At 70.3% G+C, this 20,747-nt stretch carries 25 protein-coding genes; 11 read left to right on the forward strand and 14 right to left on the reverse strand.

Annotation, left to right across the window (positions count from 1 at the left end; all coding sequences use genetic code 11):
- Together GXW76_RS17770 and GXW76_RS17775 are read right to left on the reverse strand one after the other, a co-directional pair.
- The coding region (locus GXW76_RS17770; protein ID WP_211863438.1) for an Hpt domain-containing protein at positions 1-426 on the reverse strand (426 nt) is incomplete at its 3' end.
- 87 nt (positions 427-513) lie between these two features.
- Positions 514-1,137, reverse strand: a complete 624-nt coding sequence (locus tag GXW76_RS17775; protein ID WP_211863439.1) for a histidine phosphotransferase family protein — start codon at positions 1,135-1,137, stop codon at positions 514-516.
- A 99-nt stretch (positions 1,138-1,236) separates the two neighbouring features.
- Here GXW76_RS17775 and GXW76_RS17780 point away from each other — a divergent pair, with 99 nt between their 5' ends.
- The 8 genes from GXW76_RS17780 to GXW76_RS17815 all read left to right on the forward strand — a co-directional run bounded on the left by GXW76_RS17780 (position 1,237) and on the right by GXW76_RS17815 (position 7,025).
- Positions 1,237-1,392, forward strand: a complete 156-nt coding sequence (locus GXW76_RS17780) for a DUF3553 domain-containing protein (protein WP_211863440.1) — start codon at positions 1,237-1,239, stop codon at positions 1,390-1,392.
- Entirely contained in the window at positions 1,389-2,144 is a 756-nt protein-coding gene (locus tag GXW76_RS17785; protein ID WP_338150985.1) for a sulfite exporter TauE/SafE family protein, read from the forward strand. Before GXW76_RS17780 ends, GXW76_RS17785 begins: the two co-directional genes overlap by 4 nt.
- A gap of 80 nt (positions 2,145-2,224) precedes the next feature.
- Entirely contained in the window at positions 2,225-2,557 is a 333-nt protein-coding gene (locus GXW76_RS17790) for a GYD domain-containing protein (protein WP_211863441.1), read from the forward strand.
- Positions 2,558-2,677: 120 nt separating this feature from the next.
- Complete coding sequence (gene moaA / locus GXW76_RS17795; RefSeq protein ID WP_246514483.1) at positions 2,678-3,670, forward strand: GTP 3',8-cyclase MoaA; 993 nt, start codon at positions 2,678-2,680, stop codon at positions 3,668-3,670.
- Positions 3,663-4,073 (forward strand): hypothetical protein, encoded by a 411-nt coding sequence (locus tag GXW76_RS17800; protein WP_211863443.1) that lies wholly within the window; start codon positions 3,663-3,665, stop codon positions 4,071-4,073. The genes moaA and GXW76_RS17800 overlap by 8 nt, the downstream gene beginning before the upstream one ends.
- A gap of 158 nt (positions 4,074-4,231) precedes the next feature.
- Positions 4,232-5,086, forward strand: a complete 855-nt coding sequence (locus tag GXW76_RS17805) for a carbon-nitrogen hydrolase family protein (RefSeq protein ID WP_211863444.1) — start codon at positions 4,232-4,234, stop codon at positions 5,084-5,086.
- Complete coding sequence (locus GXW76_RS17810; protein WP_211863445.1) at positions 5,083-5,853, forward strand: NAD kinase; 771 nt, start codon at positions 5,083-5,085, stop codon at positions 5,851-5,853. The genes GXW76_RS17805 and GXW76_RS17810 overlap by 4 nt, the downstream gene beginning before the upstream one ends.
- Complete coding sequence (locus tag GXW76_RS17815; RefSeq protein WP_211863446.1) at positions 5,850-7,025, forward strand: MFS transporter; 1,176 nt, start codon at positions 5,850-5,852, stop codon at positions 7,023-7,025. Before GXW76_RS17810 ends, GXW76_RS17815 begins: the two co-directional genes overlap by 4 nt.
- Before the next feature lie 58 nt (positions 7,026-7,083).
- Here GXW76_RS17815 and GXW76_RS17820 read toward each other — a convergent pair whose 3' ends face one another.
- Genes GXW76_RS17820 through GXW76_RS17845 form a run of 6 tightly spaced genes read right to left on the reverse strand, consistent with a single transcriptional unit; the run spans position 7,084 to position 13,416 of the window.
- Positions 7,084-7,836, reverse strand: coding sequence for an FkbM family methyltransferase (locus tag GXW76_RS17820; protein ID WP_211863447.1), 753 nt, complete (start codon positions 7,834-7,836; stop codon positions 7,084-7,086).
- Between the two features lie 25 nt (positions 7,837-7,861).
- Positions 7,862-8,899: an ABC transporter ATP-binding protein gene (locus GXW76_RS17825; protein WP_211863448.1), complete on the reverse strand. Its 1,038-nt coding sequence runs from the start codon at positions 8,897-8,899 to the stop codon at positions 7,862-7,864.
- Entirely contained in the window at positions 8,896-9,882 is a 987-nt protein-coding gene (locus tag GXW76_RS17830) for an ABC transporter ATP-binding protein (RefSeq protein WP_211863449.1), read from the reverse strand. Before GXW76_RS17830 ends, GXW76_RS17825 begins: the two co-directional genes overlap by 4 nt.
- Positions 9,883-9,884: 2 nt before the next feature.
- Positions 9,885-10,811, reverse strand: coding sequence for an ABC transporter permease (locus tag GXW76_RS17835; protein ID WP_211863450.1), 927 nt, complete (start codon positions 10,809-10,811; stop codon positions 9,885-9,887).
- Entirely contained in the window at positions 10,808-11,815 is a 1,008-nt protein-coding gene (locus GXW76_RS17840; RefSeq protein WP_211863451.1) for an ABC transporter permease, read from the reverse strand. Before GXW76_RS17840 ends, GXW76_RS17835 begins: the two co-directional genes overlap by 4 nt.
- Positions 11,816-11,832: 17 nt before the next feature.
- Complete coding sequence (locus GXW76_RS17845) at positions 11,833-13,416, reverse strand: ABC transporter substrate-binding protein (protein ID WP_211863452.1); 1,584 nt, start codon at positions 13,414-13,416, stop codon at positions 11,833-11,835.
- Between the two features lie 100 nt (positions 13,417-13,516).
- Between GXW76_RS17845 and GXW76_RS17850 the strand changes: the two genes are divergently transcribed.
- Positions 13,517-15,115: an ABC transporter substrate-binding protein gene (locus tag GXW76_RS17850; RefSeq protein WP_211863453.1), complete on the forward strand. Its 1,599-nt coding sequence runs from the start codon at positions 13,517-13,519 to the stop codon at positions 15,113-15,115.
- 210 nt (positions 15,116-15,325) lie between these two features.
- Here the strand turns inward: GXW76_RS17850 and sugE are convergent, their stop codons facing one another.
- The 4 genes from sugE to aroQ form a co-directional block, all read right to left on the reverse strand.
- Positions 15,326-15,646 (reverse strand): quaternary ammonium compound efflux SMR transporter SugE, encoded by a 321-nt coding sequence (sugE, locus tag GXW76_RS17855; RefSeq protein ID WP_211863454.1) that lies wholly within the window; start codon positions 15,644-15,646, stop codon positions 15,326-15,328.
- Positions 15,647-15,729: 83 nt separating this feature from the next.
- Positions 15,730-17,076, reverse strand: coding sequence for an acetyl-CoA carboxylase biotin carboxylase subunit (gene accC, locus GXW76_RS17860; RefSeq protein WP_211863455.1), 1,347 nt, complete (start codon positions 17,074-17,076; stop codon positions 15,730-15,732).
- A gap of 85 nt (positions 17,077-17,161) precedes the next feature.
- The gene (gene accB / locus GXW76_RS17865; protein WP_246514480.1) at positions 17,162-17,623 is read right to left on the reverse strand and encodes an acetyl-CoA carboxylase biotin carboxyl carrier protein; all 462 of its coding nucleotides are present in this window, start codon (positions 17,621-17,623) and stop codon (positions 17,162-17,164) included.
- A complete protein-coding gene (aroQ, locus tag GXW76_RS17870; RefSeq protein ID WP_211863456.1) occupies positions 17,620-18,072 on the reverse strand; it encodes a type II 3-dehydroquinate dehydratase in 453 nt (150 codons plus the stop codon). The genes accB and aroQ overlap by 4 nt, the downstream gene beginning before the upstream one ends.
- A gap of 132 nt (positions 18,073-18,204) precedes the next feature.
- Between aroQ and thiS the strand changes: the two genes are divergently transcribed.
- Both thiS and GXW76_RS17880 read left to right on the forward strand, forming a co-directional pair.
- Positions 18,205-18,417: a sulfur carrier protein ThiS gene (gene thiS / locus GXW76_RS26315; protein ID WP_211863457.1), complete on the forward strand. Its 213-nt coding sequence runs from the start codon at positions 18,205-18,207 to the stop codon at positions 18,415-18,417.
- Between the two features lie 3 nt (positions 18,418-18,420).
- Positions 18,421-19,218, forward strand: coding sequence for a thiazole synthase (locus tag GXW76_RS17880; RefSeq protein WP_211863458.1), 798 nt, complete (start codon positions 18,421-18,423; stop codon positions 19,216-19,218).
- Positions 19,219-19,446: 228 nt separating this feature from the next.
- On the opposite strand, the gene aat is transcribed toward GXW76_RS17880, so the two are convergent.
- Both aat and GXW76_RS17890 read right to left on the reverse strand, forming a co-directional pair.
- On the reverse strand, positions 19,447-20,118 hold the full coding sequence (aat, locus tag GXW76_RS17885; RefSeq protein ID WP_211863459.1) for a leucyl/phenylalanyl-tRNA--protein transferase: 672 nt from the start codon (positions 20,116-20,118) through the stop codon (positions 19,447-19,449).
- A gap of 32 nt (positions 20,119-20,150) precedes the next feature.
- Positions 20,151-20,621 carry an Lrp/AsnC family transcriptional regulator gene (locus tag GXW76_RS17890; protein ID WP_211863460.1) on the reverse strand — a complete coding sequence of 157 codons (471 nt, stop codon included), beginning with the start codon at positions 20,619-20,621 and terminating at the stop codon, positions 20,151-20,153.
- Positions 20,622-20,747: the final 126 nt, after the last annotated feature.

Consider the following 20,747-nt stretch of genomic DNA (forward strand, 5'->3'; position numbering starts at 1 on the left):
CGCGACGGCCGCAGGGGCCGCGGGCTGGCCCGCAGCCGGCGCGGCGGCACGGCCCGCGCTCGCTTCGTCGAGCGCGGCGATCAGCGGCACGTCGTCCCCCGCCGGCTCGGCGCCGGTGGCTTCCAGCCCTGCGACGATCGCCTTGATGCGGTCGAGCGCGGCGAGGATCACGGTGATCCCCGCCGGCATCACCGGCAGCGTGCCGTCACGGTAGCGGCCGAGCACGTTCTCCGCCGCATGCGCCACCGCCTCGAGCCGAGGGAGGCCGAGGAAGCCACAGGTGCCCTTGATGGTGTGCACCAGGCGGAAGACCTCGGAGAGGGTCGGCTGGTCGTCCGGCGTGCGTTCGAGGCGCACCAGGGCGGAATCGAGCGCCGTCAGCCCCTCATGCGTCTCCGTCAGGAAGTCCGCCAGAAGATCGTCCATCGCCACCCCCGGTTTCGGTGCCGGGGGCAGGATGCGCTCGTGGCGCCGAAGAATCGGTAAAGCGCGGGAACCGCGCCGGGGCGCATTTCAGCGCGGCAGGCCGAGCACCAGCGGACCGACCCCCTCCCCCGCCGGCATGGCGAGGCCGAGGCGCACCCCCGCCGCCGTGGCGGTGGCGCCGAGCCAGAGCGGCATCACCTCCCGCCCCGTCGGCTCGGTCGCCAGCGGCGCGCCGGCGACGACGCGGAGCAGGGCCGGCGACCATGCGACCCGCGGGCCCTCCGGCAGCACGACGATCTCCCGCTCCGGTTCTCCGGCCAGGCGCACGACGCCGCCGCGCAGCAGCGCCTCCCCCGCCGCCAGCACCGCCGCGAGCAGCACCGGGACGAGGTCCTCGGGCACCAGCCAGCCGGCATCGAGGCCAGCCGCATCCGTCGTGGCGCGCCCGCCGGCGACCTGGCCATCGAGCAGATCGAGCAGGCTGCCGAGCGTCGCGTCCCCCTGCCCGCCGAGCAGGGCGCGCCACAGCAGCAGGCGCCGGCGCAGCACCGCCGCCGCCTCGATCGCGATCTCCGCCGCCTCCCCGCCGGCGCCGCCGAGCAGTTCGAGGGCATTGCCGACCGTCCCGGCGACACCGCCGAGGTCGTGGCAGAGGCGAAGTCCGACCAGCCGCGCCAGGCGGAACTCGGACAGGGGCGATTCGGGCGGCATCGGCCGGGGCATCCCTTGCGTCATGGGCGCAGACGGTATCCTCTGAGGGGCTGACAGCACCTTAGCGCCGGACCCGTGACCGCGATCATTGAACCAGGCATGCGCGTCCGACACCCGGCATGTCCCGATTGGGGCATCGGCCAGGTGCAGTCCGTGGTGGGCGATCGCATCACCGTCAATTTCGAGCATGCCGGCAAGGTTCTGATCAACGCCGCCGTGATCGAACTCGAGATCGTGGAGGACGAGCGGCGGTGAGTGGACTGCCCGATGCGGCGCTGCCGGTGCTGGCGGACTGGCGGCTGCTCGCCGCCGTGCTCGCCACCGTCGTCGCCGGGCTGATGCGCGGCTATTCCGGCTTCGGCACGGCGGTGATCCTGGCGCCGGTCTATTCGCTGCTCTGGGAGCCGCGCGCCGGCGTGCCGGTGATGCTGCTGATGGAGCTGCTGGTCTCCCTGCAGCTCCTGCCCGGGGCGATCAAGGACGCCGACCGGCGCGTGGTGCTGCCGCTCGGCGGCGCGGCGGCGGTCGCCACGCCCCTCGGCGCCTGGATCCTGCTCACCGCGGACGGGGAGGCGCTGCGCCGCTTCATCGGCGGCTTCGTGCTGGCCTTCGGCGTGCTGCTGATGTCGGGCTGGCGCTACCACGGGTCCCGCCCGCTGTCGCTGAACCTCGCGGTCGGGACGGCGGCGGGGCTGCTCAAGGGCTCGACGGGCATGAGCGGGCCGCCGGTGATCCTCTACCTGCTGGCGGGGCTCGAGGAAGCGAAGCGCCATCGCGCCAACCTGATCCTGTTCTTCGCGTCCATCGCGGTCATCTCGGTGGTGCCGCCCTTCCTCGGCGGGCTGATCGATGCGGCCGTCTGGCTGCGGCTGGCGGTGCTGCTGCCGGTGATGGCCATCTCGGTGCCGATCGGCGTGCGGCTGTTCCGGGTGATCCCGGATCGGCTCTACCGCCCCTTCGCCATGGGGGTGCTGCTCGTGGCGGGCGGCCTCGCCCTGTTCGGATGACGGATTCGTTTCGATTTCGTTCGTCATGGGCGTAGCCTCCGCCGAGGCCGGCCCCCCCGCCGGCTGCAAGGGAGGACACCATGCCGCACTACATGATGCAGTGGTCCTTCACGGCCGCGCAGGCCAAGGCGCTGGTCGAGAATCCCCAGGACCGCGAGCCCCCCGCCCGCCAGGTGGTCCAGGCCTTCGGCGGGAAGCTGCTCTGCTATTTCTTCATGCTCGGGGAACGCGACGGCATGCTGGTCGCCGAATTCCCCGACAGCCAGAGCGCCGCCGCCTGCAGCATGCGGGTCGGTGCAAGCGGCGCCTTCTCTGCGTTCGAGACCCATGCGCTGCTGACGCCGGCCGAGGCGATGGAGGCGATGCAGAAGGTGAAGTCCTCGGCCTTCGCCTATCGCCCGCCCGCGAGCTGAACCGCCACGCGGAGGCCCGGGGCGGACTGCCTGCCCCGGGCGCCGAAGGGGGCTTGCGGCGCCTGCCCCTCCGGCCCCAAATCGCAATACATGCAGGCCCTTGATCCTTCCCCGGCTGGACTGATTGACCCCTTCGGGCGGGGCGTGACCTATCTGCGGGTATCGGTCACCGACCGCTGCGACCTCCGCTGCGTCTATTGCATGGCGGAGGACATGACCTTCCTCCCCAAGAAGGACATCCTGTCGCTCGAGGAACTGGACCGGCTCTGCGGCGCCTTCATCGCGCTGGGGACGGACAAGATCCGCCTGACCGGCGGGGAGCCGCTGGTCCGCAAGGGCGTGATGACGCTGGTGCAGTCGCTCGGCGCGCGGATCGGCGCGGGCGGCCTGCGGGAGCTGACCGTCACCACCAACGGCACGCAGCTCACGAAGATGGCGGGCGACCTGTATGCGGCGGGCGTCCGGCGCATCAACGTCTCGCTCGACACGCTGGATCCCGCGACCTTCGCCGCCGTGACGCGCTGGGGGAAGATCGAGCAGACGCTGGACGGTGTCTTCGCGGCCAAGGCTGCGGGCCTCGCCGTCAAGATCAACGCCGTCGCGCTGAAGGGCGTGAACGAGGACGAGTTCGACCGCATGGTCGCCTGGTGCGGCGAGCACGGCTTCGACCTCTGCCTGATCGAGACCATGCCGCTCGGCGACATCTCCGGCGACCGCACGGAGCAGTACCTGCCGCTCTCCCTCGTCCGGTCGCGCCTGCGCCAGTCCTGGACGCTGGAGGAAACCGACTACAGCACCGGCGGCCCCGCCCGCTACGTGACGGTGAAGGAGACCGGGCGGCGCATCGGCTTCATCACGCCGATGACCCACAATTTCTGCGAATCCTGCAACCGCGTGCGGCTGACCTGCACGGGCACGCTGTTCATGTGCCTCGGCCAGGACGACGCGGCCGAGTTCCGCGGGTTGCTGCGCGACCCGTCGGTGGACGATGCGGCGCTGGCGCAGGCCATCCGCGACGCCATCGCGCGCAAGCCGAAGGGACATGACTTCGTGATCGACCGCCGTCACAACCGCCCCGCCGTGGCGCGGCACATGAGCATGACCGGTGGCTGAGGTGCTGCAAGGCCTGGTGGAGAAGCTCACCATCCCCGGGCTGCCGCCCTGGGTGGCGCTCGTGCTGCTGGTGGCGATCAGCGTCACCATCCTCGCCTTCCTGGCCATGCCCTTCGCGGTCTTCGGGGTGAAGTCGCGGCTGGAGGCGGTGGAAGCGGAACTCGCCGACCTGCGCACCGAGATCCGCGCCCTGCTGCGCCAGCCGATGGCCACCGCGGCCCCGCAGCGGCCGATCGAGGAGGATTGGGTGGCCCCGCCGCCCAAGGCCGGCATGCGCGCGCCTTCGGTCGAACCGCGCATCGCCCCGCCCGTGCCGCCGCCGCCCGCACGGCCCGAACGCAGCGCGCGCAACGGCCGCGCCGAGCCCCGCTTCGACTGGCCGAAAGGCGACCGGGACGCGTGAGCACAGCCCCCACACCGAGGCGGCCCGAGGCCTTGCCTCGGGCCGGGAGCGCAAGGCGCGACCGCGCCCAGACCAACCGCAGCCGCCGAAGCGGCAGCACAGGGCGCGAAGGCAAGGCGGCCGGATGGCCGCCGCCCGCCGTCTGAGGGCATAGAAAAATGCGCGTCAGCGTGATCCAGATGAACCAGGGCAGCGACAAGGCGGCCAATCTCGATCAGGCGCGCCGCCTGGTCGAAGCCGCCATCGCAGCCGACCGGCCCGGGCTGGTCTCCCTGCCCGAGACCTGGACGAACCTCGGCGGCGGGCGCGATTCGCGGCGCGCGGCGGCGGAGATCCTGCCCGCACCCGGCGGCGAAGGCGGCCCGGCCTACGAGATGCTGCGCGGCCTCGCGCGCGCCCACGGCATCACCGTCCATGGCGGCTCGATCATCGAGGATGGCGGCGAGAAGCTGTTCAACACCACGCTGGTCTTCGGCCCGGACGGGGCCGAGATCGCGCGCTACCGCAAGATCCACCTGTTCGACATCACCGCGCCGGATGGCACCGGGTATCGCGAGAGCGCGCTCTACGGCGGCGGCTCCGACCTCGCACTGTTCGAGGCCGGGGGCATCCGCTTCGGCTGCACCATCTGCTACGACATGCGCTTCCCGGAACTCTACGTCGCGCTGCGACGGATGGGCGCGGAGGCGATCCTGGTGCCGTCCAACTTCACGCTCCAGACCGGCAAGGACCATTGGGAGGCGCTGCTGCGCGCGCGCGCGATCGACAGCCAGTGCTGGATCATCGCCGCCGCCTCCTACGGCACCTATGAGGAACGCGGCGCGACCCGCAGCGTCTATGGCCATTCGCTGGTGGCCGATCCCTGGGGCCATGTGGTCGCCAAGTGCAGCGACGGCACCGGCTGGGCGACGGCGCGCATCGATCCCAAGGTGACCGCGCGGGTGCGCGCGGGGATGCCGCTGCTCGAACACCGCGAGGCCGCCCGCGCCTGGGTCGCGAAGGCCGCGCCGTGACCGCTGCGCCGCGGCTCGCCATCCTCGCCGCGCAGAATGAGACCGCCCGCGCTGCGCAGGAGGCGCTCGCCACCCGCTACGGGGCCGCAGCGCCCGAGAAGGCCGATGTCATCGTGGCGCTGGGCGGCGACGGCTTCATGCTGGAGACGCTGCACCGATTCCTCGGCCGCGGCACGCCGGTCTACGGCATGAACCGCGGCTCGGTCGGCTTCCTGATGAACGACTACCGGGAGGAGGACCTGCCCGAGCGCATCGCCGCCGCCCAGGCCGCGACGCTGCACCCCCTGCGCATGCGCGCCCTGGCCAATGGCCGCGACCCGGTCGAGGCGCTCGCCATCAACGAGGTCTCCCTGCTGCGCGAAAGCCGCCAGGCGGCCAAGATCCGCATCCTGGTGGACGGCAAGGAACGCCTGCCGGAGCTGATCTGCGACGGCATCCTGATCAGCACGCCGGCGGGCAGCACGGCCTACAACCTCTCGGCGCACGGGCCGATCGTGCCGCTGGGGGCGAACCTGCTGCCGCTGACGCCGATCTCCGCCTTCCGCCCCCGCCGCTGGCGCGGCGCGCTGCTGCCCGCCGATGTCGAGGTGGTGTTCGAGATCCTCGAACGCGACAAGCGCCCGACCGCCGCCGTGGCCGACTACACCGAGGTGCGCGACGTCTCCCGCGTCGAGGTGCGGGAGGCGCGGGACGTCTCCCTGACCTTGCTCTTCGACCCCGACCACGGATTGTCGGAACGCATCATCGCGGAGCAGTTCACGGTGTGAGTGGCGGCGGCCTTTCCGACCGCACCCTCGTATGGGGCACCGCGACGACGCAACTGATCGGCTGGGGCACGCTCTACACGCCCTTCCCGCTGATGATCGCGCCGATGGAAGCCGAACTCGGCTGGTCGCGCGTGCTGCTGAACGCGGCCTTCACCTGCGGGCTGCTGGCTTCGGGCCTGGCGGCGGTGCCGGCGGGGAAGTGGCTCGACCGGCACGGGGCGCGGGGGATGATGAGCCTCGGCGCCTTCGCGGCCGCGCTGCTGCTGCTGGGCTGGTCCCTGGTGCGCGACCCGGTGGCCTATTTCGCCGTCTGGATGCTGATCGGCGTGGCGCAGGCGGCCTGCCTCTGGAACACCGCGATGGCGCTGGTGGTGGCGGAGGCGCGTGACACGACCCGCACCATCACCGCCATCACCTTCATCACCGGGTTCACCGGCACCGTCTTCCTGCCGCTGACCGATGCGCTGATCACCGGCCTCGGCTGGCGTGGCGCGCTACAGGCGCTGGCGGCACTGCAACTGGTCGCAGCGGTGATCACCTTCCTGATGCTGCGCCAGGCGCGACGGCCGTCCCCCGCCGCGGTGCAGGCGGCGGCGCGGGTGCCGCTGCGCGATCGACTGCGGGACCCCGCCTTCGCCGGACTGGCGTTGTGTTTCGCGGCGCATGCCTTTCTCGGCACCGGCCTCGCCGCGCACCTGATCCCGCTGCTGCGCGAGCGCGGCTGGCCGGAGGCGACGGTGCTGCTGCTCGCCGCCGCGCACGGGCCGGCTCAGGTCACGGCGCGCGCGCTGCTCTTCGTCGCCGGGCAGCGGGTCACGATGCGCACGGTCGGGCGTTTCGCGACGACGCTGCTGCCGGTCGCGATGCTCGCCCTGGCGGCGGGGCCGGGCAGCCTGGCGCTGACAATCCTCTTCGTCGGCTGCTGGGCGGTGGCGGACGGGCTGCTGACCATCGTGCGCGCCGCCGGCACGGCGGAGATCCTGGGGCGGGAGGGATACGGCGCGGTGACGGGCGCGCTATCGGCGGTCGCGGTGCTGCCGCGCACCGGGGCGCCGCTGCTGCTGGCGCTGGTCTGGGAAGGGGCTGGCGGCTATGGGCCGCTGCCCTGGCTGCTCGTCGCGGTCGGGCTGGTGGCCGCGGCGGGCTTCGTGGCCGCGGCGCGGCGGCGCTGAAGATGTGCCCAGGCGAGTATCGTCACCCGGGCAGGCGATTCGACCCGACCGGGATCCGCTACGCCGGCAGGTAGAGGTGGTCGGCCGGCGACATCGACTTCTCCAGCCGGTAGCCCTGGGCGCGCATCGCCGCATCGCCGGTCGCGAATTCCCCGAGACGAGGGCGCAGCTCGATCCAGACCGGCGGGCGCAGGCGAGCCAGCGTCTCCCGAGCGCCCTCGAGCACCGGCAGGTGGTTGCCCTCCACGTCGATCTTGAGGAAGTCGAGCCGCTGCAGCCCGAGCGCGTCGATCGACGTCATCGGGTAGTCGGTGCCCGCCCCCAGATCGAAGCCGGATGCGGCGAGGTTCGCCGCCTGGAAGTAGGACAGCGCCGCCCCGCCCGTGCCTGCGCCGAGGGCAGCGTTGATGCAGCGGACATTGGTCAGCCCGTTCAGCGCGACATTGCGTTCCAGAATGGGGAAGATCGTCTTCAGCGGCTCGAAGGAGATCACCTCCGCCGCCCGGCAGACCATGGCGAAGAACACCGCATGGTTGCCGATGTTGCCGCCGGCATCGACCACCACCGCGCCCGGCGGAATCAGCGGCCGGACCTCAGCGAGCTGCCGGGATTCGTAGAAGGAGCCGCTGAGCAGGATGTACCGCTGCACGTAGTCCGTCGCGGCGAAGGGCAGGTGCATCCGCACCAGCGTGTCGAAGGCGGCGAAGCTGTGGATGCGTTCCGGACCCATGGCCTGGAACAGCACGGCAGCGCGCACGTCATCCATGCGCCGCGCCAACCCATCCATGGAACGGCGCAGTTCCTCGGACATGTGCCGTTCCCCCTCCCCCTGTGCGTCAGGCCGCGTCGTTCAGGTGGCAGGCGCTGCGCTGGCCCGGCGCGACTTCCTTCAGCACCGGCTTCTCCACCTTGCAGCGTTCCATCGCGTGCGGGCAGCGCGGGTGGAAGTGGCAACCCGGGGGCGGGTTGAGCGGCGACGGGATTTCCCCCTTCACCACCGCGAAGGCGCGCTTGCGGTTCTCGATGCGCGGCACCGAGGCGAGCAGCGACTGGGTGTAGGGATGATTCGGCTGGGAGAAGACCGTCTCCGTCGGCGCTTCCTCGACCACGCGGCCGAGATACATGATCACCACGCGGTCGCTCAGGTGCTCCACCACGCCAAGGTCATGCGAGATGAAGAGATAGGTGAGGTCGAGTTCCGTCCTCAGCCGCATGAAGAGGTTGAGGATCTGCGCCTGGATGGACACGTCCAGCGCGGCCACGGCCTCGTCGCAAACGATGAAGTCCGGCTTCACCGCGAGCGCGCGGGCGATGCCGATGCGCTGCCGCTGCCCGCCCGAGAACTGGTGCGGGTAGCGGCGCTTGAAGGCGGGGTCGAGGCCCGCGCGGCGCATCTGCTCGTCCACATAGGCCTCGTAGCCCGTGCGGGTGGTGATCCCGTGGACAAGCGGCGCCTCGCCGACGATGTCGGCCACCCGCATGCGCGGGTTCAGCGAGGCGTAGGGATCCTGGAAGATCATCTGCGTCCGCAGCTTCATCTCCTTCGCCGCGGCGTGGGAGAGGGAGCGGATGTCGACGCCGTTGCGCAGGATGGTGCCGTCCGACGGCGGCATGATGCCCGCGACCATGCGGCCGAGGGTGGACTTGCCGCAGCCGCTCTCGCCGACCAGGCCGACCACCTCGCCCTTGCGGATGGTGAGGTCGACATTGTCCACGGCGTGGACGACCTCCTCCCGCACCGGGGCACCGAGGCGCTTGGCGATGCGGCCGGCGAAGTCGAGCTTCTTCTCGAAGCGGCGGGAGACGCCACGCAGTTCCATCATCGGGGAGCCGGCATCGATGGCGCGCGCGGGCGCGGTCGTGGTCGCGCTCATGCCGCCTGCTCCGCGGGGGTGTTCATGGGGAAGAAGCAGCGGGTCTCACGGCCCGGCAGGATCTCGCTGATCCCGGGTTCGGCCATGCAGGCCTCCGCGGCGCGCGGGCAGCGCGAGCGGAAGGCGCAGCCGGGCGGCAGGTTGAGGAGTGAGGGCGTCATGCCCGGGATCTGGCGCAGCGGCTCGCCGCGCTTGTTGCGCGACGGCACGCTGCCGATCAGCCCGGCGGTGTAGGGATGCAGCGGCGCGTCGAGCACCTCCGACACCGGCCCCTTCTCGACGATGCGGCCGGCGTACATGACCGCCACGTCGTCGGCGAGGCCGGCGACGACCGAGAGATCGTGCGTGATCCAGATCAGCGATGTGCCGGTGGTCTGCGCGAGCTTCTGCACCTCGGCCAGGATCTGCCCCTGGATGGTGACGTCGAGCGCGGTGGTCGGCTCGTCCGCCACGATCAGGTCGGGTTCGTGCAGCAGCGCGATGGCGATGGCCACGCGCTGGCGCATGCCGCCCGAGAACTGGTGCGGGTAGGCCATCAGCCGCTCGTCCGGGGACGGGATGCCGACCATGCCGAGCGTGTCGCGCGCGCGCTGGCGGGCTTCCTCACGGCTGACCTTCTTGTGCGCCTGGACCGTCTCGATCATCTGCGTGTCGATGCGCAGGACCGGGTTCAGCGTCATCATCGGGTCCTGGAAGATCATCGCGATGCGGTTGCCCCGCAGGTCGCGCATCTCCTCCTCGCTGATCTTCGCGAGGTCCCGGCCCTGGAACAGGATCTGCCCGCCGGTGACGCGGCCCGGCGGATCGACCAGCCCGATGATCGAGAAGCCCGTGACGGACTTGCCCGAGCCGGATTCGCCGACAAGGCCGAGGACCTTGCCGCGTTCCACCGTGAAGGACACGTCGTCGACGGCCTTCACGATTCCCGCGCGGGTGAAGAAGTGGGTCCGCAGGTTGCGGACCTCGAGAGTGGGTGCTGCCATCGTCACTTCTTCAGGCGCGGGTTGAGCACATCACGCAACTGGTCGCCCACCAGGTTGATGGAGACGATCGTCACCAGCAGCGCGATGCCCGGATAGAAGGAAATCCAGTACTTGCCCGAGAGCATGTACTCGTAGCCGTTGGCGATCAGCAGGCCGAGCGAGGGCTCGGTGATCGGCACGCCGAGGCCGAGGAAGGACAGTGTCGCCTCCAGCGCGATGGCGCGCGCCACCTGCATGGTGGCGACGACGATCAGCGGCGGCAGGCAGTTCGGCAGCAAATGGCGGAACAGGATGCGGTGCGTCGGCAGGGCGAGGCACTGGGCGGCCTCGATGTATTCGCGCCGGCGTTCCACCAGCGCGGTGCCGCGCACGGTGCGCGCGTAGTAGGCCCATTCCACGATCACCAGCGCGATGACCACGTTCATGATGCCCTTGCCGAGGAAGGCGAGGATCATCAGCGCGACCAGGATCGACGGGAAGGACAGCTGCAGGTCCACCAGCCGCATGATGACCGTGTCGGTCTTCTTGCCGGCATAGGCCGCGAGCAGGCCCAGCGTCGCGCCGACCACGCAGGCGATCAGCGCCGAGCCGGCACCGACGATCAGCGAGATGCGCAGCCCGTACATGATGCCGGAGAGCATGTCGCGCCCCTGGTCATCCGTGCCGAGCCAGAAGGTGAAGCCCGCGCCGCCCACCGTGCCGGGCTCCATGCGCCCGTCCATGATGTCGAGCTGCGCCAGGTCGTAGGGATTCTGCGGCGCGATCCAGGAAGCGAAGATCGCGACCAGGGCGATGATCGTGAACACGATCAGGCCGCCCATCGCGACCTTGGATTCCGCGAATTCCGAGACGAAGCGCCGGAACGGCGTCTCGACCTTGTCCTTGCGCGGGGCGGCTGGCGCCGCCCCGTTCATCACGGCCTGGCTCATGCGCCCTTGGTCTCCAGCCGCACCCGCGGATCGAGCATGGAATAGGTCAGATCCACGATCAGGTTGATGGCGATGAACATCAGCACGATGATCATCAGGTAGGCGACGATCACCGGCCGGTCGAGCACGTTGATGCTGTCGATGATGAGCTTGCCCATCCCCGGCCAGGCAAACACGCTTTCCGTCACGACCGAGAAGGCGATGGTGGACCCGAGTTCCAGCCCCACCACGGTGACGACCGGAATGAGGATGTTCTTGAACACGTGCACGAAGGTCACGCGCGCCGGGGAAAGCCCCTTGGCGCGGGCGAACTTCACGTAGTCCATCAGCATCGTCTCGCGCACGCCGGCGCGCGTCAGGCGGATCACCAGGCTGATCTTGAACAGCGCGAGGTTGATCGCCGGCATCATCATGTGGGCGATGCCGTCGCCGGTGAGCCAGGACCATTGCAGCCCGACATTGCAGGGCTGCAACCCGACGAAGCCGAGCACCGAGCAGGTCTCCCCGCGCCCCGTCGAGGGCAGCCAGCCGAGCTGCACGGCGAACACCATGATCAGCATCAGTCCGACCCAGAAGGTCGGCAGCGAGAAGCCGAGGATCGAGCCCGCCATGATGGTCTTGGAGGCCGGCGAGTTCGGCCGCAGCCCCGCATAGAGCCCGAGCGGCAGCCCGACCAGCAGGGCGATGAACATCGCCCCGAAGGCGAGCTCCATCGTCGCCGGCATGCGCTGCAGGATCAGCTTCAGCGCCGGCTCGTTGAACACGAAGGACCGGCCGAGGTCGCCCTGCAGCGCATTGCCGAGGAAGACCAGGTACTGATGCCACAGCGGCAGGTCGAGCCCGAGGGCGCGGACGGCGCGCTCGCGCTCGATCTGGTCAGCGTCCGGGCTGATCAGGATCTCGACCGGGTCGCCGATCGCGAAGACGCCGATGAAGACGATGACCGACATCGCCAGCACGACAAACAGCGCCTGAACAAGGCGCCGCACAAGATAGACGGTCATCGTCCCCTACTCCGACTTCAGCGCGCGGCGGGGCGCAGGTCCTGCGCCCGCGTCAGCTCGTCGTTGCGCGCCGTATGCTCGAAGCCCCGCCGCGTGGCCCAGATGTTGGTCTGGATGTGCAGCGGGACCACGCCGACGTCCTGCATGCCGATGCGCATCGCGTCCACCACCAGCCGCTCGCGCTTCGCCTCGTCCATCTCCACCAGCGACTGCTCGAGCAGCGTGTCCACCTGCGGGTTGGAATAGCGCCCGCGGTTGGAAGCACCCCAGCCGCGCTCGCGCGAAACGGTGGCGAGGATGTTGCGCAGCGGATGCGACCCGTCCGGGTTCGAGCCCCAGCCGATCAGGAAGGCGGAGTATTCCGTGCGGCCGGCGCGGCCGACGAAGGTGGTCCAGGGCTGCGCCTCCACCGCCGTGCGCACGCCGATGCGCGTCCACATCTGGCCGATCGCCTGGATGATGCGCGAATCGTTGATGTAGCGGTCGTTCGGCCCGTTCAGCTGGATGCGGAAGCCGTTCGGGTAGCCGGCCTCGGTCAGCAGGCGCTTCGCGCCCTCCGGGTCGTAGGCCGGCGCCGGCAGGTCGGACACGAAGCCGAACACGCCTTCCGGCAGGAACTGGTTGGCCGGCACCGCCGCACCTTCCATGATGCGGTCGACGATCGCGCGGCGGTCGATCGCCATCGACAGCGCGCGGCGCACCCGCACATCCTGCAGCGGGTTGCGGCCCAGCGGCTGGCCGTCATTGCCGGTGATGAAGGGCGAGTTCTCGTTCGCCTGGCGCAGGTGGTCGAGGCCGAGGAAGATCAGCCGCAGCCCCACCGTCTCGGACAGCCGCACGCGCTGGTCCTGGCGCATCTTCGCGAGATCCGAGGTCGGCACCTGGTCGATCAGGTCCACGTCGCCGGCGAGCAGCGCCGCGGTGCGCGCCGCGTCGTTGGTGATCATGCGGTAGTTGATGCGCTGGAACGGGGCGCGCTCACCCCAGTAGCCGTCGAAGCGCTCGAATTCGATACGGTCGCCGTTGCGGTGCGACACGGCACGATAGGGGCCGGTGCCGGCGGCGGCGCGCAGCGCGTTGAAGTCCTCGGTCGTCGCGTTCTCCACCGTCTGGCGGTCGACGATGCGGACGTTCGTCATGTCGAGCGGCAGCAGCGGATAGGGCTGCGCGGTGTGGAAGCGTATCGTCAGCGGATCGACGATCTCCACCCGCGTCAGCGGGCGCGAATAGACCGCGAAGGAGGACGGGCTGTTCGGCACGTTCGGCAGGCGCTGGAGCGTGAAGGCCACGTCCTCGGCCGTGAAGGCATTGCCGTTGTGGAAGCGCACGTTCGGCCGCAGGCGGAATTCCCACACCGTCGGCTCCACCACCCGCCATTCCGTCGCGAGGCCGGGAATGTTGCGCGCCTGCGCGTCGGTGTTCACCAGCTTGTCGAAGATGGTGTCGGCCACCGCGTTGTTTGGCGAGAGCTGGTGGTAATGCGGATCGATCGACGTGACCGGCGCGCCGACCGCGATGGTCGCGGTCTGCGCCGAGGCGCCCGCGCTCACCGCCAATGCCGGCGCGGCCGCGAGAAGCGCGGCCTTCAGGACTTTCTTCATGTCATTTCACCCCAGCGCCCAGACGAGAGATCAAGTGTAGCAGCCCGGCCAGCTCCCCGCTAGGTTCCCGCCCTTCCACAAGAACAAAGCCGGAGATGGTATGTCGAACCCGACGAGACCCGCCCTACCCCGCCGCGGCGGCCTGCTGCTGGCCCTTGCCGTGCTGCCCGCCCTGGCGGCGCCGGCGGCCGCGCAGAACCTCAGCATCGGCATCGGCGGCGCGATGACCTCGGTCGACCCGCACTTCTACAATGCGACCCCGAACAATTCCCTCTCGATGCACCTCTTCGACCGCCTGGTCGAGCGCGACGCGAATGCGCGGCCCATCCCCGGCCTCGCCACCGAATGGCGCGCCGTCTCCGACACCGTCTGGGAATTCAAGCTGCGCCCGGGCGTGAAGTGGCATGACGGGCGGGACTTCACCGCCGACGACGTCGCCTTCACCATCGAGCGCACGCCCAACGTGCCGAACAGCCCGGCCAGCTTCGCCGGCTTCCTGCGCGCCATCCGCAGCGTCGAGGTGGTGGACCCGCTGACCATCCGTTTCCACACGGCCGCGCCGCACCCGCTGCTGCCGGTCGAACTCGCCTCCGTCGCCATCATTTCCCGCCATGTCGGCACCGGCGCCTCGACCGAGGACTACAATGCCGGCCGCGCGGCGATCGGCACCGGCCCCTACCGCTTCGTGTCCCACACGCCGAACGACCGGACGGAACTGGCCCGCAACGACGCCTATTGGGGCGGGCGCGAGCCGTGGGAGCGCGTCTCCTACCGCTTCATCGGCAACGACACGGCGCGCACCGCGGCGATGATCGCCGGCGACGTGGACATGATCGACCAGGTCGCCTCCACCGACCTCGCCCGCCTGCGCCGCGACCAGCGGGTCCAGGTCAGTGAGGTCCAGGGCCTGCGGGTGATCTACCTCCAGCACGACTACAGCCGGCGGGAGAACCCGATCCACGTCACCGACAATGACGGCAAGCCCCTGGCGACGAACCCCTTCCTCGACCTGCGGGTGCGCCGGGCGCTGACCATGTCCATCGACCGCGCCGCCCTGGCCCAGCGCATCATGGAAGGCACCGCCCAGCCGAACGGCCAGTGGCTGCCGGAGGGCGTCTATTCCTACAATCCCGCCGTGCCGGTGCCCCGCTACGATCCGGACGGGGCGAAGCGCCTGCTGGCCGAAGCCGGCTTCCCCAACGGCTTCCGCCTGACGCTGCATACGCCGAACGACCGCTACCCCAACGACGCCCGCACCGCCCAGGCGGTGGCGCAGATGTGGTCGCGCATCGGCGTGCGCACGCAGGTCGAGGCGCTGCCCTGGGCCGCCTTCGCCGCCCGCGCCGCGCGCCAGGAGTTCGGCACCCGCCTGACCGGCTGGGGCAGCGTGACCGGCGAGGCGTCCTACGCCCTCGTGAACATCATCGGCACCTTCAACCGCGAGGCGCGGACGGGCGCGGCGAACCAGGGGCGTTATTCGAACCCTGCGCTCGATGCGCTGACGGCGCGCGCGGCCTCCACGCTCGACAACGGGGCGCGCGAGCGGCTGCTGCAGGAAGCGGTGAAGATGGCGATGGACGACGTCGCGATCATGCCGCTCTTCCAGATCGTCAACATCTGGGCGGTGCGGCGCGGCCTGAGCCATGAGCCGCGCATGGACGAGCGGACGCTCGCGATGGGCGTGCGCCCGGCGAACTGATGCGCCGCGCGTGAAGGCCCGGCCTTCACGCGCGCGCCCTGGACGGCGCCGGCGGCCATACGGCCGGCCGCCGGCGTGTGTTCTCCCGCCCTGTTGCCGCCCGCGGCGATCGACGCCCCCGCCACCGCTTGGATCGGACGCCGTCCATCCGCCTCACCGGACTACCGGCCCGCTACGCCGGCGGGAGGCCAGGACATGGGGCCGCCTGGATCAGACCGGGGCGGTGAGCTTCAGCCCGACGATCCCGGCCATGATCAGCCCGACGCAGGCGAGGCGGATTGCCGTCGCCGCTTCCCCGAACAGCACGATGCCGAGCAGCACGGTGCCGACCGTTCCGATGCCCGTCCACACCGCATAGGCGGTGCCGAGCGGCAGCGTGCGCAGGGCGAGCCCCAGCAGCCCGAGGCTGACGATCATGCTGAGCACCGTCAGCGCGCTCGGCAGCGGGCGGGTGAAGCCCTCGGTGTATTTCAGGCCCACGGCCCAGCCGATTTCGGTGAGTCCCGCGGCAAAGAGGTAGATCCAGCCCATCACAGGTGTCCTTTCGGTGCCTGTGGCGGGGCCGTCCCCACCGTTTCGGGTGATGCGCCGGGGTCGTCCCCGGCGCCGCCTGCCTATTTCTGCCGCTCGGCGACGAAACGCTCGAGCCAGTGGATGGTGTAGTCGCCGGATTGGAATTCCGGGTCCTCCATCACCGCCTGGTGCAAGGGCAGCGTCGTGCGGATGCCCGCCACCACCATCTCCGCCAGCGCGCGGCGCATGCGGCTGATCGCGGCGGTGCGCGTCGGCGCGTGCACCACCAGCTTCGCCACCAGGCTGTCGTAGTGCGGCGGCACGGTGTAGCCGGAATAGAGCGCACTATCGACGCGCACGCCGAGGCCACCCGGCGCGTGATAGGTGTTCACGCGGCCGGGGCTCGGCGTGAAGGTCTCGGGGTCCTCGGCGGTGATGCGGCATTCGATCGCATGGCCGCGGAACTGGATGTCGTTCTGCGCGTAGCCGAGCGGCTCGCCCGCGGCGATGCGGATCTGCTCCTTCACCAGGTCGATGCCGCAGACCATCTCGGTCACCGGATGCTCGACCTGCAGGCGGGTGTTCATCTCGATGAAGGCGAATTGCCCGTCCTGCCAGAGGAACTCGAGCGTGCCCGCATTGCGGTAGCCGAGCTGCGCCAGCGCCGTGGTCACGCGCGACCCGAGCGCCTCGCGGTCCGCCGCGGTCAGCACCGGGCTGCCCGCTTCCTCGACCAGCTTCTGGTGGCGGCGCTGCAGCGAGCAGTCGCGCTCGCCGAAATGCACGACATTGCCGTGCGTGTCGGCCAGCACCTGCAGCTCGATGTGCCGCGGGCGGTCGAGGTACTTCTCCATGTAGACGCTGTCGTCGCCGAAGGCCGCCTTGGCCTCGGCGCGCGCGACGCGCCACGCCTCCTCCAGCTCGTCGGCCGAGCGCGCCACCTTCATGCCGCGCCCGCCGCCGCCGGCAGCCGCCTTGATCAGCACCGGGTACTTGATCTCGTCGGCGATCGCGCGCGCTTCCTCGTAGGAGTCCAGCGCGCCGGGCGAACCGGGCACCAGCGGCACGTCGAGCCGGCGCATCGCGTCCTTCGCCGCGATCTTGTCGCCCATCATGCGGATGTGGTCCGGCGAGGGGCCGATGAACTTCAGCCCGTGCGCCTCCACCATTTCCGCGAAGCGCGCGTTCTCGGACAGGAAGCCGTAGCCCGGATGCACCGCATCCGCGCCGGTGATGGTCGCGGCGGACAGGATGGCGGCGGTGTTGAGGTAGGATTCGCGCGCATTCGGCGGGCCGATGCACACGCTCTCGTCCGCGAGGCGCACATGCATCGCCGTAGCGTCGGCCGTGGAATGCACGGCGACAGTGCGGATGCCCATCTCCTGGCAGGCGCGATGGACGCGGAGCGCGATCTCGCCGCGGTTCGCGATCAGGACCTTGCCGAACATCAGCCGCGCCCCGCGCCGCGCTGCGCCGCGCGCCAGCCGGCCGATTCGGGCTTCCGGGCTTCCGGCGCTCCGCTCATCAGGCCGCTCACTCGATGATCATCAGCGGCTCGCCGTATTCGACCGGCATGCCGCTCTCGACCAGGATCCGCGCCACGGTGCCCGCGCGCGTCGCCTTGATCTGGTTGAAGGTCTTCATCGCCTCGATCAGCAGCAGGGTCTGGCCCTGCACGACCTTGGACCCGACGCCGACGAAGGGCGCCGCGCCCGGCTCGGGCGAGAGGTAGGCGACGCCCACCATGGGGCTGGTCACCGCGCCCGGATGGTCGGCGTCCGCCGCTTCCGGCGCCGCGACAGCGACCGGCGCCGCGGCCGCGGGGGCGGCGACCGCCACCTGCGCGACGGCCGGCGCGGCGATCACGGACTGGCGCACCACGCGCAGGCGGGACTCGCCGTCCACCAACTCGATTTCCGTGAGGTCCGTCTCGCGCAGGATCTGCGCGAGTTCGCGGATGGCCGCGGCGTCGAACTCGATGAAGTTGCCCATCATTCCTCGTCCTGCTCGACCAGCTCGGCCATGGCGCGCATCGCCAGCGCGTAGCCCGCGACACCGAGGCCGCAGATCACGCCGGTCGCCGCCTTGGACACGTAGCTGTGGTGCCGGAATTCCTCCCGGCGGTGGATGTTGGTGATATGCACCTCGATCACCGGCAGCTCGGTCAGCAGCAGCGCGTCGAGCAGCGCGATCGAAGTGGTCGTGTAGCCTGCCGGATTGATGATGATGCCGGCGGCGCGGCCACGGCATTCCTGCACCCAGGTCACCAGTTCGCCCTCGGAATTGGTCTGGCGGAAATCGATGGCCAGGCCGAATTCCTCCGCCGCCTCGGCGCAGAGCGCCTCGACGTCGTCGAGCGTGGCGATGCCGTACTTCTCCGGCTCGCGCACGCCGAGCATGTTGAGGTTCGGTCCGTTGAGGACCGCGATCAGGGGCGGGGTCACGGGCGTATCCCGAATTTCTGGGGCGGAAGGGGCTAGCACGGGGGGTTTCCAGGGGGCAAGCGGGGGCCTCGGCAGCCATGCGCCACCCCCGGCTTGCAGTGCCCCCTGCCCTTCGCCACATTCCGCCACGACATGACCGACCGGATCACCATCACCGTGAACGGCGAAGCGCGGAACGTCGCCTCGGGCGACACCGTCGCCCGCCTGCTCGCCGCCATCGGCCTCGACACGCGCAAGGTCGCGGTGGAGAGGAACGAGGAGATCGTCCCCCGCTCCATCTACGCCGAGGTGGCGCTCGCTGCCGGCGACCGGCTCGAGATCGTGCACTTCATCGGCGGAGGCTGAATCATGGACGGAACCCCCGCCACCACCGGCGAGGACACCTGGGAGGTCGCGGGCCGCCGCTTCCGGTCCCGCCTCATCGTCGGCACGGGGCGCTACAAGTCGCTCGAGGAGACCGCGGAGGCCATCGAGGCCTCGGGCGCGGAGATCGTCACCGTCGCGGTGCGGCGGGTGAACCTTTCCGACCCCAACGCGCCGATGCTGCAGGATTTCGTCTCGCCCAAGCGCTACACCTACCTGCCCAACACCGCCGGCTGCCATACCGCCAGCGACGCCGTGCGGACGCTGCGCCTGGCGCGCGAGGCCGGCGGCTGGAACCTCGTGAAGCTCGAGGTGCTGGGGCCGCCGCCCTACCTCTACCCGGACATGGCCGGCACGCTCGAAGCCGCCGAGGCGCTCATCAAGGACGGCTTCGAGGTCATGGTCTATTGCGCCGACGACCCGGTCGCGGCGAAGAAGCTCGAGGACATGGGCTGCGTCGCCATCATGCCGCTCGGCGCGCCGATCGGCTCGGGACTCGGCCTGACCAACCCCTTCATGATCCGCTCCATCAAGCAGCAGGCGAAGGTGCCGGTGCTGGTGGATGCCGGGATCGGCACGGCCTCGGACGCGGCCAAGGCGATGGAACTCGGCTGCGACGCGGTGCTGCTGAATTCCGCCATCGCCCACGCCAAGGACCCGGTCCGCATGGCGCGCGCGATGAAATCCGCGGTGGAGGCGGGGCGGGATGCCTTCCTGGCCGGGCGGATGCCGTGGAACTACTCGGCCGATGCGTCGAGCCCGATGACGGGGCTGATCCGGTAGAACAGATCCCGATCGGGTGGAATCACCTGGTCGGGCGAAGATGCCCGCTAGAGCAGATCCCGATCAGGTGAATCACCTGATCGGGTGAAGATGCTCGCAAAAACAGAGGCCTGGAGCGGTGTTCGTGAGCCGGGGCGAACGGAAACCGCTCTAAGACAATGACCCGGAGCGGTGACCGTGAGCCTTGGCGAACGGCAACCGCTCCAGCCTGCGAATCGGGCCCGGGGTTCAGTCTTGGGCCGGCGCGCGCATGCGCCCGATCTCCCCGGCAATGGCCTCGGGCGGAATCGCCGCCCGCCATTGCGCCGGCACCTCCAGCGCCTCGGCCAGCCGCCGCTTGTATTCCGCCTTCGGGATCTCGACCGCGCCGAAGCGCGCCAGGTGTTCGGTGAGGAACTGGGTGTCGAGCAACACGAAGCCGCACAGCCTCAGCCGCGCCACCAGATGCACCAGCGCCACCTTGGAAGCGTCGGTGACACGGGAGAACATGCTCTCCCCGAAGAAGGCGCCGCCCAGCGCAACGCCGTAAAGGCCGCCCACCAGCCGCCCCTCCTGGCTGACCTCGATCGAATGCGCCGCGCCGCACAGGTAGAGATCGGTGAAGAGCCGCTCGATCTCGTCGTTGATCCAGGTGTCGGTCCGCCCAGGTGCGGGCTCGGCGCAGCCGCGGAGGGCGCCGATGAAGTCGCGGTCGGCGGTGATCTCGAATCGGCCGGACAGCGCGGTGCGCTTCAGCCGCCGCGGCAGGTGGAAGCCTGCATCGAGCGGCAGCACGCCGCGCAGCGCCGGATCGAGCCAGTAGAGCCGCTCGGACCGCCGCCCCTCCGCCATCGGGAAGACCCCGGCGGCGTAGGCGCGCAGCAGCAGGTCGGGCGTGACCTGGATCTGGCGACGGCTCATGGCGTCAGCCTGCACCATGCCGCCGCGTCGCGTCACTCCTCCTCGTCGTCGTGGGGCGCGACGGGCAGGATGGCCGTCTCCTTGACCGTGGCGAGGGCGAGCACCGTCTCAGTCCGATCCACGCCCGCCTTGCGGCGCAGTTCCTGGGCGACGAAGGCCTCGAGCTCGGCAAGGCCGGCGACGCGCAGCTTCACCATGTAGGACCAGGCGCCGCTGACCGCGTGACATTCGAGGACCTGCTCCATCGGCAGCAGGGATTCGCGGAACTTCGCCTCGCCTGTGCCGGCGCGCAGCCCAACGAAGACCCAGGCGAGCAACGGGCAGCCCACCGCAGCGGGGTCGAGATCGGCGCGCCAGCCGCGGATCGTGCCGCGCTCCTCGAGACGTTTGACGCGCTCGGCGGTGGCGGAGACCGACAATCCGGCCACCTTGGCCAGCTCCGCGAGGCCGGCCGCGCCATCGTGCTGCAGCGCGACCAGGATGTTCCGGTCAATGCTGTCCATGGCCGCATCCTATCCGGTGAATTGGCGGGTGGGAAGGAAACCGCGCGGAATTGGAGAGGCGCCGCCCCTCCAAGCCACCCCGCCAAAGGCGGAAAGGCCTTTGGAAACCGTTACTTACCGGCAGGG

Source organism: Neoroseomonas soli, assembly GCF_018129065.1.
GTDB lineage: Bacteria > Pseudomonadota > Alphaproteobacteria > Acetobacterales > Acetobacteraceae > Neoroseomonas > Neoroseomonas soli.

Coding starts and splice junctions, on each gene's coding strand:
- GXW76_RS17850 (WP_211863453.1), top strand. CDS start 13,517: ATGTCGAACCCGACGAGACCCGCCCTACCCCGCCGCGGCGGCCTGCTG.
- sugE (WP_211863454.1), bottom strand. CDS start 15,646: ATGGGCTGGATCTACCTCTTTGCCGCGGGACTCACCGAAATCGGCTGG.
- GXW76_RS17840 (WP_211863451.1), bottom strand. CDS start 11,815: ATGACCGTCTATCTTGTGCGGCGCCTTGTTCAGGCGCTGTTTGTCGTG.
- GXW76_RS17780 (WP_211863440.1), top strand. CDS start 1,237: ATGCGCGTCCGACACCCGGCATGTCCCGATTGGGGCATCGGCCAGGTG.
- GXW76_RS17820 (WP_211863447.1), bottom strand. CDS start 7,836: ATGTCCGAGGAACTGCGCCGTTCCATGGATGGGTTGGCGCGGCGCATG.
- thiS (WP_211863457.1), top strand. CDS start 18,205: ATGACCGACCGGATCACCATCACCGTGAACGGCGAAGCGCGGAACGTC.
- GXW76_RS17805 (WP_211863444.1), top strand. CDS start 4,232: ATGCGCGTCAGCGTGATCCAGATGAACCAGGGCAGCGACAAGGCGGCC.
- GXW76_RS17775 (WP_211863439.1), bottom strand. CDS start 1,137: ATGCCGCCCGAATCGCCCCTGTCCGAGTTCCGCCTGGCGCGGCTGGTC.
- GXW76_RS17835 (WP_211863450.1), bottom strand. CDS start 10,811: ATGAGCCAGGCCGTGATGAACGGGGCGGCGCCAGCCGCCCCGCGCAAG.
- GXW76_RS17790 (WP_211863441.1), top strand. CDS start 2,225: ATGCCGCACTACATGATGCAGTGGTCCTTCACGGCCGCGCAGGCCAAG.
- accB (WP_246514480.1), bottom strand. CDS start 17,623: ATGATGGGCAACTTCATCGAGTTCGACGCCGCGGCCATCCGCGAACTC.
- GXW76_RS17880 (WP_211863458.1), top strand. CDS start 18,421: ATGGACGGAACCCCCGCCACCACCGGCGAGGACACCTGGGAGGTCGCG.
- GXW76_RS17825 (WP_211863448.1), bottom strand. CDS start 8,899: ATGAGCGCGACCACGACCGCGCCCGCGCGCGCCATCGATGCCGGCTCC.
- GXW76_RS17845 (WP_211863452.1), bottom strand. CDS start 13,416: ATGAAGAAAGTCCTGAAGGCCGCGCTTCTCGCGGCCGCGCCGGCATTG.
- GXW76_RS17890 (WP_211863460.1), bottom strand. CDS start 20,621: ATGGACAGCATTGACCGGAACATCCTGGTCGCGCTGCAGCACGATGGC.
- aat (WP_211863459.1), bottom strand. CDS start 20,118: ATGAGCCGTCGCCAGATCCAGGTCACGCCCGACCTGCTGCTGCGCGCC.
- accC (WP_211863455.1), bottom strand. CDS start 17,076: ATGTTCGGCAAGGTCCTGATCGCGAACCGCGGCGAGATCGCGCTCCGC.
- GXW76_RS17830 (WP_211863449.1), bottom strand. CDS start 9,882: ATGGCAGCACCCACTCTCGAGGTCCGCAACCTGCGGACCCACTTCTTC.